The following is a 10,613-nucleotide window of genomic DNA, read 5'->3' as shown; positions in this document are numbered from 1 at the left end:
CCTTGCCGAACCCAGATTCCGCCAGGGCCACCGTGTAGAGGTTGGGGCGGGTGTCGCGGGTGCCGGTGGAATACCGGGCGCCCATGAGCGTTGCCACCAGCGGCAGCACGGCCGCCAAAGCTAAAGGCCGGCTGGGCTGCTCCGCCGAGGACACGATCCAGTCGATGAGGTCTTCGACCAAACCACCTGGGTGCGTTAGCGACTCAAGGTCGGACGGCGACGAGAGCTTGTATTCCTCCTTCTCATCCTCCGTCATGGAATGCAGCACCGCCAACGGCACCTCGTTGCGAGCCCGCAGCTTCTCACGGGCGTTGGCAATCAGCCGTGTGACGTCGAGCACCTGTGTGGTGTCCACATGGGCCGAGTGCTGGGGCTCCGGTATCTCCCGAGGCAACCGCATGCCGGCCGCCAAGCCGTTGCCGATGGTCTTGACGCAGCGCGGCCAGTCCCTGTTCCACTGCCGCGCCACATCCTCAAGCATGTCGCGCGCCTGCGATTCCGACACAGCGCCGGCACCCACGAACTGGCCGAGCGCGAACGACGCGTCGTTGAGCTTGTTGTTGCGATTGCCCATGGGCGCCGCAGCAAGCTCCGATAGCTCCGCATCGATGGCCGCGTCGACATACCGGTCGTTGCTGCCTGCGGTGGTGGGCGTGTACGTGGCGCTGCTGGTGCTGGCACTTCAAGTCTCGCGACCCCGGCTGCACTATGGTAAATGCAACTGTCGCTTCGCCCTTCAATACGATGAATTCAAATGATTAAGCTCGATCTCCTGCAGGATCTGGTGATCGCAACCGCCGTGGCGGCATGGCTGACGTTGGCGGCCGCCTGTGAGGTCAAGCTGATGAGCTGAGCGGCTGGGCGGCCCTGCTGGCGGCTGCAATGTCATCGATGCGCAGCCTACGGCGAGCACCAGAAATTATCTCGAAACCTGCTGGATAACGCGTTGAAGACCGATACCGGTCTGGACCCCTGATACGCCCGAGGAATGATGACCCCTCGGTGGCTCACAGCTTTTCGGGCTTGCCTGGATCAAGTGTAACCCGCACCTGATTAGACGTGACAGAGCCTTCTATTCCATAGCAAGCCTCCCACTCGACACGGAATCTCTCGCCGTCCTGAGTGATCTGCATGTTGTCGATAATCCCCGGCACCATGTCGAAATCCCGACACTGGATGTCGGTCACACCATCAAAAATGAGATGAACCACCGCGTGCTTCTCAAGGATGAAGTGGCGATCGGCATCGAGCCTGTCAGTCATGTTAAAGGCATGGAGGCGCATCTGCCCCGATCCGCCTCCGAGAAAGCTAACCTCAAGAAGATTGGCATCATGAAAGCGCGGCACACGTCCAAACCAGTCAATCACAGCTTGCCCGCCCGGTATGTCTTGTAGAGCAGAAGCGGGTGCTGTCATTGGAGGCTCGGGAGGTTGTGGAGTTCAATATGACCTACCACAGCCACATCGACTTCCCCACTACCTCCGTCCGGTGGGCGGCTCTAGGATGCCTGTAAGGGAACGGCCGCCGACCAAAAAGCAGGAGCACTTGCCGTGGCAAACAGCGAAGCTGACCAAAGCAGCGATAGGGTATGGAGTGAGCGGGTGGCCAACATAGCCATCGCCACTATAGAAGCGGCGATCCCGCGATTTGTTGAGTTCACAGATCACCAGCGGGAACGCTGTAAGAAAATAATGGCCGAAGAGATCCACGTCCGCTTGATGATAGGGGATCGCCCGATGGGGGAAGGGTTATAGGCCGTCGTCATCATGCGCCTCAAATCGATATCATGACGTCTCACCAGGCGACCTAAATGCCGAATACGCGACACTCATATGGCCCACCCCTGAGGGGCTATCTCGTGATCAGCGCGGTGTTCCTACTGCTATTGGGTTTTCCCGTTTTCAATTCGATCCAGCACCCGGAGCGTTGGCCTGGGATCGTGCTTATCGCGATCATGTGGGCCGCAGTTATATCTTGGCAAAAGGGTTTTCGGATCGTGATCGAAGGAGATCTCCTAACCTTTCATTCGCCGCTTGGCCCGCCCTGGACAATATCGCGTAAAAACTTGAAGGAGCTGGGCGTATTTGAGGGCCGATTAAATAAGTCACTCTCAATTTTCGACCACCACATACAAATCACGCTTAACGATCTTTCGAGCGTGCGCCTGCTGACGAAGCAGTTCAGCGAAGCCGACATCCGAGAAGTGCTGGCCTTCCTTGAGGGCGGACAAGGGGAGGCCAAATGAGCGACGCCCCCGGAACCTGCAGTCATTGCGGCGCGCCCTCTCGCCTTGTATGGCCCCCATCCTCACGGCAGCCCAAGCTCGACGTTCGATTGCAGCGCAGCTGGCTGAAGCTGCTGGAGTGCCCAGCGTGTGCGGGCCACTGGCTGGCAGTTCCGCACGAACCATATGGCGCGTTCACCTACCTTTCGCGTTGGACGAGCTCTCCGGCTGACTGGCTAGCCATCTATGCACTCGACGAAGGCTCGACCCTGGCGCGATGGGGAGACTGGCAGGTCGCGACAGCGTGGCCCCGGATGGATGAAAGTGATCGCGCGGATATCGAGCATCATCGCGGTCGCAGCTTCGGCCGTAATCCGCTCGACCAGCGTGCCGAAGAGCCGCCGCCCGACATTGAGCGGCTGCTCGCTGAGGTGTCTAGTGGAGAAGGCGACGGGTGAAGCGGGTTGATATTTAGGCGTTGCCCTCGCATCAATTGCCGATGGCCGTGAGACTGCTTTCCTTATCGAATGGACACACCTCGCTGGAGTTTGAGCCGGCGGATTTGCCGTCCGTCGCGGCGGCAATTCGACGTCGCTACGGCGTGCCTTACAAGCAAGATTACGCGGCATGCGCCGAGTACCGGTTCGGCGGATGCAGCTTCACATTCCAGAACGAATGGGATGACCCTTGCCTGATCTCTGGATCAGCGGAGGGGGACGATGTCTTGAGAGCCCTTCACCAGGCACTCCACACTACGGAGTGAAGACGCAACGGCGGAATCCGCCGTTGCATCTGTCATGCCGCTTCGCGCTCGTCGGATCCGAACAGCCGGTCGATAATGTCTGAGCGGCCGGCCTCGGTTACGTACTCGAGGGGCACCCAGCCCCAGGCTAATCTGTGTTATTGGACGCCTTATGGGCTTTGTTTATTCAGCACCATTTTCAGGGGAGGCGTCTGCGCATGAGCACAGAAGTGGAGCCTGACGATATCGAGTTTCACGACGCAGTTGAACCCGGTTCGCCGCATGAGGCGATGCTGAAGATTCAAGACCGCTTGAAGTCAATACATCCCCAAGCAGGTTATATAGTTTCCGCCCATGCTGCCCTCGAGTTGGAGGTTGATAGGGTTCTTCGGTCTTACCTTCGTCGGCCGGATAAGCTTCCTCGCCTAAGGCTCGATCACCAAATCGGGGTCATCAAATCACTCTCGGCTAATGTTTGGTTGGATTTTGTATTAGATGCTGTCGCAGCCTACGGCGATCTTCGCAACGCGATTGCTCATGGAGATGATGCCAATTCTATTTCTAAGAAAGTAGCTTATCTTGGAAAGAAATCAGCGATAGTTGGCATGCCTGTTACAGACAAAACTAATCTGGGCACGTTGGCGATGGGCCTTGCTGCAGCGCTCTGTGTGGCGCAACAGCCTTCAGATGCTCTGGGTGAGGATGAATGACGTGCGCGGTCCTGACGACACGGTTCTGACCAAACAGGGCAGAGAGATCGCCGCCGCGGTGGCAGTTCTCGCTGGGCTGGCGTGTTTGAGTTTGTGGTGGAGCGGCACGCCGCTCATTCAAGCAATTGATGCAACGGTTTCATTCGTCGGTTGGCTGATCTTTCTGATAGCGTTGATCCGGATATTGTGGCTGCCCGTGCAATATTTGCGACATCAAGCTGCATTGGACGCTCGGATTCGCGAACTCGAAGAGCAAGATGTGAAGAGGTCATCCGAGAATACTACTGAGAGAATAAGCGCGATGGTAGTACGCACGGACCGGCGGCTTCCCGAGGACTATCCATGGTGGAGGTGGTGATGGTGTAAATCGTACCGCAGCGTTCAGAGAGGCGCACGTTGGGCTTATCTGGCAACGTTGCCAGATGGTTTCCAAAGCCGGCCCTCTCTGCAGCTATGGAGCGCGTTTCCTGCCCCTTCAATTCCGCAAAATTTTGCGGATTATCCCGCCCTCTCCGCTTCCCCATCTCCCGCTCGACAGCAGCCGCTATGGTGACCCATTCGCGGGGCTCTAGCTGATCGGCTTTCCGGTCGCCCAGAACTCGTTCAGGCGGTTCCAGCGCCGCAGCGTTTCAGGCAGCAGCCAAGGAAGAAAAACTTCAGGTGGCCGACCTCTATTCTGGCTCTGGTTCTGCAGCGACTCCAAAAAGCCGACTGTCGCTGCCTCGCATACGAAGTGGTCGCCATCGATATGCCATCGCTCCACCACCTCGAAGACAGTGGAAAGCCGGTCAGTGTTTCCGGCCTCCAAATTCTCGATTACGTGCGACGACAGAGCGGCTAGAGCCAGATAGAGAGGCAGATCCTGGTCAGAGGCGTACTCTTCGAGAAATGCTTCCCACTTCGGGCAGAAGGTTGGATCCGCCAGAAGCATCGCATCGAACATATTCGAGCGGTTAAACCTCGCAGCACGTTGGTAGTCTGTGGTCGCGGACATGCCTGTGCTCCCGAGAGAACGCCTGTTGGTTGCAGCCTACATCCCCTTCGTCTTTTTTGTCAGGTGTTCGGCAGCTGAACACGACCGCCGGCTTCCACCGCAGGCGTAGCTCTACATGGAGTCTAGAAGAGCCAGCAGACGATCGGGGATGCCGCGCTCGGCCACTTCGACCTCTTCGATGTCCGTGGACCCATCGAAAAAGCGGTAGAATTCGTATCGGGCTTCAAAGACCTCTAATTCGATAGGTGGCCGAACGTGCGACCAGATTAGTCTCATGGTCCGCCAATAGCCGATCCCGACTTCGCTGGGCGGAGCGTATTTGGTGGCGCAGAAATCCGCCAGCACCTTGGCGTTCTCGACGATTATGATAGCGATAGCCGGTCTCGCCTCAGAGGCCAACCGGTCAATATCCGCGGAGACCTCGTCCCATGTTTGATATGGCGTTGCGTCTGTCATGCGGCCAACCTCATGTCGGAGCCTGGCGGACCATAGCTGATGTGGCCCTCCTGGTTGATGGTGATAGTCATCGGCCGAAACTGAAGGTCTTCAGTATCCTCCGCCGGAGGGATGCCCATAGCGTGGGCGAGGAAACCAAGGAAGCCCTGGCCGCGCCGCTGCTGCTCGGCGTCGTCACTTTCAATCCAGAAGACGTGTTCGACACGCTGGTCCCCGGTCGGTGTCTTCAACGCCAACAGCAAGCACACCTGCATTGCACCGGGCTCGTCCACCCACTTTGAGGTTTCGACCACCTCACCTTGGAACGTTCCGCGCGGCGAGAATAAGCTCACATCGCCCTCCCATTTTGCAAGGGCCGCCAGTGCCGGATCGGCCTGTGGAGGGTCGTCCACTAAGGGCCTTGGCCCCTTCTGCTGTAGCTTCCCCTCTTTTGGGACATACGCAGTTGGGGGCTCGCAGTCGTAGTCCTCGTCACGCAGCCACGTGTGAAGGTAACGCCTAGGTGCATCAGGTTTGCCTTGAGCGGCCCACGCGGCTCGCCACGCTGCTGCGGCTGCAACGACGGAGATGTGGAGGTCAGCATCAGGTGCGAACCTGGCGTAGGCATCTCTGGCCTTCTTCTTCTCACGCTTGAAATCGTATGCAGACCACAGCTCAGCGAAGCCACCTTGCGCCGTACGCGCATCGGCGGGCGATAGCCCGACCGAAAGCGACGCCGAAGGCGTGGTGCATTCAATCCCTCTTTCCTGTGACCCGGTCTTGTAACCGGGTCCCGTAAGAGGGTCTTTGTTCTGAGTGTCCCGAACGCTATGAGGCGTAGCGTTCGGGAATTCCCGAACATCTGTGTTCTGAGAATCCCGAACGCTAATTTCAGTGGACGTTGTGTTCGGAGTTTCCCGAACGCTACACACCAGAGCCCAGTTCGGCACATAGCGACTGGCGCGCCGACCGCGTCCTTTTTCTTGATGCAGATACCCCCAAGCCACGAGGTCTGTTAGGGCGCTGTGCACGTCCCCGATGAAGAGGCTCTCGCCGGTCGGTGAGCGGGCCTGAAGGGTGGCTTGGATGTGCCGCACGCTGGCCAGGGCGTCGCCATAGGTCGAGTGAAACCAATCCAGCAGAAAGCCGAACACCAGAAAATGCCTCCGCTTGACCCGGCCATCATAGGACAGCAGGCACAGCAGCTTGAACTTGGCCTCCAGGCTTTCCGCCTTGGGCAGCTTCTCACGCTGGGCCGTGGGGAATTGCACGTGCTCATCCGTACATGGGACCGAAGGCAGCATGGCGACCTCGCATTATATGGAGAGCGGCTGAGCTCAAAGGGCACGTAGAAGAGCATGCGGAAGGAATCCGGTGGCCCGACCTCGGCCACCGGATCTAAAATCTAGGCCGCCGGCCTATTTGTTCGGTGCAGCCTAGATGCCGCGTTCACGCTGCCCTCGCGAGCTGAGAAATGTTGTCATTCGCGACGGCGCATACTGCCTTGAATAGTCCGTCCAGAGCATCGGCTTCGGATAGCGTTTCGTTGCCCTTCCGGCGCATATATTTCCGCGCCTCGTCGAGTAAACTGACCTCCTTGACGAGCCGAGATACACTTACATATTCGTCGAGCGACTGAACGTAATACGCGCCGCGTTTCAATTGCTCGACCGTCGGGACCAGTCGTTCATCAATATCAAAAATGGACATCTGACCCTCCTCGTCTATCTTCGCGCTCAGCACCTTCCGCACGTGGACCAAAACGCCATTTCGGAAAATGGGAAATGCTCCCTCTCCTTCCGCGGCGTTTACGGTCTGCGGGAACAGCGATTTAATGATGTGATCGGCAACCCTCGGAGCGCTCATGGATTCAAGTGAAGCAGCGGCCGTCCATACGGCGTCGGTGAATTCAACGAGTGGAGAATTTGCCATCTAGTAAGCCTCCAACAGTTCGTTCAGATTCTCGATGCATCGAATGATTGTCTTCCGCTCGCGCTCTCTCATCGCTTCGTCAAGCGCTCCGGCGGAGATGTATTCCGCCCCGTGAGTTTCCACTTTGCCCGAAATGCTTTCGCAAAATCCGGCAATTGCAGCGAATGCCTTGTACCTCTCATCAGGCTTGTACAGTGGATTCCGGTTAGCACTTGGAGGCGGTTTTGTGGAGGCCATCGCAATTACAGCATCGCGAAGGGACCTGTTCGGATCTTCCGACGCCAACGCTCTTGCCCGGTCTGATTCATCAAGCTTGGTCGCTGCAGCAGCAGCGCTGATGCTAACTCTGCCGCTGTCCATCGCGGCGACCAGCGCGGGGGTGCCGGAAGCTAAGACTGTTTTGGCTTGGCGATAGGTGGTTTCGTTTCCGAAGCCCGCCTTACGCGCGGCTTCAGGCGCTGTCACTTTATTCCCAATTTTTTGGGAATTATCGGGTCTTCCGCGTCCCCCGGTGGTCTGAAGGGCAGCCGCGATAGCAACCCTCTCAGACGGAGTGAACGCCTTCCTTATTTCGTTTTCGTCGAATTCGCCGCGGACGACGCATTCGATGTCCAGCCGCCGCACCGGGACGCAGCTTCGGCCTAGGTGCTGAAACGCCCGGATCCGCCGCTCACCGGCTACCAGCACGTTGGCGTTTGTGACAACCACCGGCTGGAGGAGGCCTATCTCTCCGATGCTCGCTGCCAGCCCTGGGATATCTCCCAAATCGCGTCGGTGTCGCTGCCCTATAATGATGTCGGCGATGGCCAGGTTTTCGTGCTGGACGCGTGCGACCGCCATGGTCGGATCGTCCAATACAAGTGCAAGCATGGGCTCTCCTCGGTAGTGCGCCCAGACGAGCGCGGTGGAGCCGGCGCCACGATGGCGCCAGCGGGTGTGGGTGGGCTGGAGGCAAGCAGCGGCGTCATCCGCGGGGCGTGGCCGGCGGGTTGAGTGATGATGATGTGGGAGGCGGAGGATGGTGGGAAAAGTTTCCCACCCATGGGCCCGTCAGGCGGCAGGGGCTACCTAGGAGGTCGCCCTCGCCAGCTTCCTCTGTCACGCTTCCAAGCATCCCGAGTGCCGGCTGGTTCGGCCGCCATTCGAGTACGCACATCTGACGCATGCTCGGCGCAATATCGTGTGCCGGGGCTTGCTGCTAATCTGGCTGGAGATATCGGCTGGCTGCATTGCAAGCACTGTGCGGCAGTGCCTCCACATGTGCATCGAAGAACGGCGCCACGGTCCAGCCGCGTGCGAAGTTCCGGTGAATATGGCAGATCCACCTCTCTACCGCACGTTCGGCAGGTGATGAGCATCGAGGCCGCCTATTGAATGCGGGATGCTCAACTGCAGCCGACCAAACGTCAAGGTCACGCCGCCACCGCCGGGCGGGAGGAGCTATTGTCGTTGGCGCACCAAGTAGACGTGCGCCGCCGCTCCGCCAGCCAGGCGTCAAGGTCATCTGCCCTGTAAAAGATTGCAGACCCTAATTTGTAAAAAACCGGACCGGTACCGTAGCACCGCATCTTATTCAGCGAGCTGACTGACAAACCAATTCGCTTGGCTGCATCCTTCACCCTGATCATTTGTGCCCTCCATCGCCGCAGGATTGCGACTTGATCCCAAGATGGGAAATGGCGGGAACAGTCGCCACCTATTCAAAACGGCGATTAAATTAGGCTAACGCTCATCGGCCGGCGCGTGCCTTGCCCCACTGGGTGATGCAGGCATCTACGTGCTTTTCGGATCGGCCATACTGATCGGCCAGCGTTGCGAGTATCTCAGCGCGTCCGACACCATCCTCAGACAGTTGATCCGCGGCTGCTCCGATCTCCATCCATCGGTATAGGCCTGTCGCCTGCCGGCCACGCTTGGCGCCAAAAAGCTCCGCGGCGAGCTTCTGCATTGGTGGCGAAGCCACGCCGTCGGCAAGGGCCTCCAGAACCTTAGCCTTCACTTCGTCGCGGCGATGCTTCCCTTCGTTCAGCAGGTCACGAAGGGCTACCACTTTTATATCGACGATTGATCTGAGGGGCGCCATCACTTGCCACTCATCGCCGCAGCGATCCGCGCCCCGATTTCGTTCGCAGCCCGCCGCACCGGATCGGCGCTCAAATGCGCATACTTCTTCGTGGTCGCAGTATCGCTATGTCCGAGGAGCTCGGCCACTATGGGCAGCCCCATCCCCTCGCCCACCCCGATCGACGCGTAAGTGTGTCGCAAGTCGTGCAGCCGGACATCAGACAATCCTGCGCGCTGGCGCACCAAATCCCAGGGCCTCTTCAAATCGCTACGCGGCCGTTCGTAGGGCTGGCCCGTGGTCGCGCCCGCAATTACGTAGACGCCGGATCGGGGTATCCCGGCGAGAATGGCGCGAGCCGCATCGGAAAGCACGACCGCTTTTCGGCCTGTCTTAGAATCTGGCAAGAACAGTAGGCCCCGTCCCAGATCCACCTCCGACCATCGGAGTTTCAGGATCTCAGAAAGCCTACAGCCGGTGAAAATCAGCAGCCGGATCGCCGCTGCTGCATGTCCATCTATCTTAGACACCCCGCCCTTCGTCGCATGTTTACTGTCCGATTTTCGGTGTGGAACTCCGACCGTCTGAGCCTCCACGATGGCAGCCCCGAGACGCGCAAATTCCTCGCTCGACAAGTAACGCTCCCCGCTCTGATCGGGAAATTTTCTGACCCCCACCGTCGGGTTATCGGGCCGCATCTTCTGGGAGACCGCCCAAGTGAAAATGCCGCCCAGCAAGCGCACCGTCCGCGTCGCTGTCCCCTTCCCGCCTGTGACGATCGCGCGGCCTTGCTTCCCCGTTTTGACATCCGTCGCCGTCTTTCCAGCGGCCACGTCGCGCAAGAATTTTTCGATATCTATCCGCTCAATTTCTCGCACCCGGCGATGTCCCAGCAGCGGGGCGATGTGTCTTTTGATGCGCCCTCTGTCCGTCGCGATCGTGCTTGGCTTCTTCAGGTCGCAACCTTCAGCCAGATAGCGGTCGCACAACTGAGACACCGTTATATCGGCGCGTTCGATGGCGCGATCGGATGACGGATCAGAACCTAGCCGAACCGCCGCTAGCAGCTTGTGCGCTGCCTCCCGCGCCTCTTCCGGAGAAAGCACCGCGGCACTGCCGAGGACCAGCCTTTTCTTTGCGACGCCTCGTCCGCCAGCGCCGGGTCTGTACTCGCAGACCCAACTCCGAGTCCCTGATGGCATGATCTTGAGCCCAAAGCCGGGGAGTGTCTCATCGAAATAAGTGATGGCCTTCTCCGCTGGTGCGAGAGCGGCAATAGAGCGACGGGAGAGCTTGATGCTGGGCATAAGCCGTGGATAGCACATGAGTCGCCACCGAGTCGCCACCGAGGACGGAAAGAAGGGGAAATTCGGGGTAAAGAAGGGCATGTGAAAGCGCATGCCTCCGCATCAGAACGCCAATTTATCTTGCATTTTCAACGGTTTTTGGAAACACCGGGAAAGTCAGGGAAAACGCAAGCGCTGCCCTCCGAAGGCAGAGGTCAGGGGTTCGAA

The 10,613-nt window shown here is 58.7% G+C and carries 14 protein-coding genes and 1 pseudogene; 4 read left to right on the top strand and 11 right to left on the bottom strand.

From position 1 onward, the window contains the following. Together ADADO0_RS17845 and ADADO0_RS17840 are read right to left on the bottom strand one after the other, a co-directional pair. A pseudogene (locus ADADO0_RS17845) lies at positions 1-574 on the bottom strand (hypothetical protein); the annotation flags it as partial. Positions 575-1,007: 433 nt separating this feature from the next. Beyond that, positions 1,008-1,415, bottom strand: coding sequence for a hypothetical protein (locus tag ADADO0_RS17840; RefSeq protein WP_511306535.1), 408 nt, complete (start codon positions 1,413-1,415; stop codon positions 1,008-1,010). Between the two features lie 443 nt (positions 1,416-1,858). Here ADADO0_RS17840 and ADADO0_RS17835 point away from each other — a divergent pair, with 443 nt between their 5' ends. The 4 genes from ADADO0_RS17835 (at position 1,859) to ADADO0_RS17820 (ending at position 4,034) form a co-directional block, all read left to right on the top strand. Then, positions 1,859-2,245: a hypothetical protein gene (locus ADADO0_RS17835; protein ID WP_511306534.1), complete on the top strand. Its 387-nt coding sequence runs from the start codon at positions 1,859-1,861 to the stop codon at positions 2,243-2,245. A gap of 293 nt (positions 2,246-2,538) precedes the next feature. After that, positions 2,539-2,682, top strand: coding sequence for a hypothetical protein (locus ADADO0_RS17830; RefSeq protein WP_511306533.1), 144 nt, complete (start codon positions 2,539-2,541; stop codon positions 2,680-2,682). 502 nt (positions 2,683-3,184) lie between these two features. Next, positions 3,185-3,676, top strand: a complete 492-nt coding sequence (locus ADADO0_RS17825; RefSeq protein WP_511306532.1) for a hypothetical protein — start codon at positions 3,185-3,187, stop codon at positions 3,674-3,676. Further along, positions 3,669-4,034, top strand: coding sequence for a hypothetical protein (locus ADADO0_RS17820; protein WP_511306531.1), 366 nt, complete (start codon positions 3,669-3,671; stop codon positions 4,032-4,034). Before ADADO0_RS17825 ends, ADADO0_RS17820 begins: the two co-directional genes overlap by 8 nt. Before the next feature lie 210 nt (positions 4,035-4,244). Here ADADO0_RS17820 and ADADO0_RS17815 read toward each other — a convergent pair whose 3' ends face one another. From ADADO0_RS17815 to ADADO0_RS17775, 9 genes are all read right to left on the bottom strand, one after another. Beyond that, the gene (locus ADADO0_RS17815; protein ID WP_511306530.1) at positions 4,245-4,670 is read right to left on the bottom strand and encodes a DUF7674 family protein; all 426 of its coding nucleotides are present in this window, start codon (positions 4,668-4,670) and stop codon (positions 4,245-4,247) included. A 111-nt stretch (positions 4,671-4,781) separates the two neighbouring features. Beyond that, complete coding sequence (locus tag ADADO0_RS17810) at positions 4,782-5,126, bottom strand: hypothetical protein (protein WP_511306529.1); 345 nt, start codon at positions 5,124-5,126, stop codon at positions 4,782-4,784. Then, entirely contained in the window at positions 5,123-6,409 is a 1,287-nt protein-coding gene (locus tag ADADO0_RS17805) for a hypothetical protein (RefSeq protein WP_511306528.1), read from the bottom strand. Before ADADO0_RS17805 ends, ADADO0_RS17810 begins: the two co-directional genes overlap by 4 nt. Before the next feature lie 145 nt (positions 6,410-6,554). Then, the gene (locus tag ADADO0_RS17800) at positions 6,555-7,037 is read right to left on the bottom strand and encodes a hypothetical protein (protein ID WP_511306527.1); all 483 of its coding nucleotides are present in this window, start codon (positions 7,035-7,037) and stop codon (positions 6,555-6,557) included. After that, positions 7,038-7,907, bottom strand: a complete 870-nt coding sequence (locus tag ADADO0_RS17795; RefSeq protein WP_511306526.1) for a ParB/RepB/Spo0J family partition protein — start codon at positions 7,905-7,907, stop codon at positions 7,038-7,040. Between the two features lie 194 nt (positions 7,908-8,101). After that, positions 8,102-8,395, bottom strand: a complete 294-nt coding sequence (locus ADADO0_RS17790; protein ID WP_511306525.1) for a TraR/DksA C4-type zinc finger protein — start codon at positions 8,393-8,395, stop codon at positions 8,102-8,104. A 54-nt stretch (positions 8,396-8,449) separates the two neighbouring features. Continuing rightward, positions 8,450-8,665, bottom strand: a complete 216-nt coding sequence (locus ADADO0_RS17785) for a helix-turn-helix transcriptional regulator (protein ID WP_511306524.1) — start codon at positions 8,663-8,665, stop codon at positions 8,450-8,452. A gap of 101 nt (positions 8,666-8,766) precedes the next feature. Continuing rightward, entirely contained in the window at positions 8,767-9,123 is a 357-nt protein-coding gene (locus ADADO0_RS17780) for a hypothetical protein (protein WP_511306523.1), read from the bottom strand. Next, positions 9,120-10,406, bottom strand: a complete 1,287-nt coding sequence (locus ADADO0_RS17775; protein ID WP_511306522.1) for a tyrosine-type recombinase/integrase — start codon at positions 10,404-10,406, stop codon at positions 9,120-9,122. Before ADADO0_RS17775 ends, ADADO0_RS17780 begins: the two co-directional genes overlap by 4 nt. Positions 10,407-10,613: the final 207 nt, after the last annotated feature.

It is taken from the genome of Aquabacter sp. (assembly GCF_965279295.1).
GTDB lineage: Bacteria > Pseudomonadota > Alphaproteobacteria > Rhizobiales > Xanthobacteraceae > Aquabacter.
Note: the sequence above shows the minus strand (reverse complement) of the source record. Positions and strands in the feature narration are given on the sequence as shown.

Excerpts from the sequence above, each read along its gene's own strand:
- ADADO0_RS17815 (WP_511306530.1), bottom strand. The coding sequence starts at position 4,670 with ATGTCCGCGACCACAGACTACCAACGTGCTGCGAGGTTTAACCGCTCG.
- ADADO0_RS17825 (WP_511306532.1), top strand. The coding sequence starts at position 3,185 with ATGAGCACAGAAGTGGAGCCTGACGATATCGAGTTTCACGACGCAGTT.
- ADADO0_RS17830 (WP_511306533.1), top strand. The coding sequence starts at position 2,539 with ATGGATGAAAGTGATCGCGCGGATATCGAGCATCATCGCGGTCGCAGC.
- ADADO0_RS17810 (WP_511306529.1), bottom strand. The coding sequence starts at position 5,126 with ATGACAGACGCAACGCCATATCAAACATGGGACGAGGTCTCCGCGGAT.
- ADADO0_RS17805 (WP_511306528.1), bottom strand. The coding sequence starts at position 6,409 with ATGCTGCCTTCGGTCCCATGTACGGATGAGCACGTGCAATTCCCCACG.
- ADADO0_RS17785 (WP_511306524.1), bottom strand. The coding sequence starts at position 8,665 with ATGATCAGGGTGAAGGATGCAGCCAAGCGAATTGGTTTGTCAGTCAGC.
- ADADO0_RS17840 (WP_511306535.1), bottom strand. The coding sequence starts at position 1,415 with ATGACAGCACCCGCTTCTGCTCTACAAGACATACCGGGCGGGCAAGCT.
- ADADO0_RS17820 (WP_511306531.1), top strand. The coding sequence starts at position 3,669 with ATGAATGACGTGCGCGGTCCTGACGACACGGTTCTGACCAAACAGGGC.
- ADADO0_RS17800 (WP_511306527.1), bottom strand. The coding sequence starts at position 7,037 with ATGGCAAATTCTCCACTCGTTGAATTCACCGACGCCGTATGGACGGCC.
- ADADO0_RS17790 (WP_511306525.1), bottom strand. The coding sequence starts at position 8,395 with ATGCTCATCACCTGCCGAACGTGCGGTAGAGAGGTGGATCTGCCATAT.
- ADADO0_RS17795 (WP_511306526.1), bottom strand. The coding sequence starts at position 7,907 with ATGCTTGCACTTGTATTGGACGATCCGACCATGGCGGTCGCACGCGTC.
- ADADO0_RS17775 (WP_511306522.1), bottom strand. The coding sequence starts at position 10,406 with ATGCCCAGCATCAAGCTCTCCCGTCGCTCTATTGCCGCTCTCGCACCA.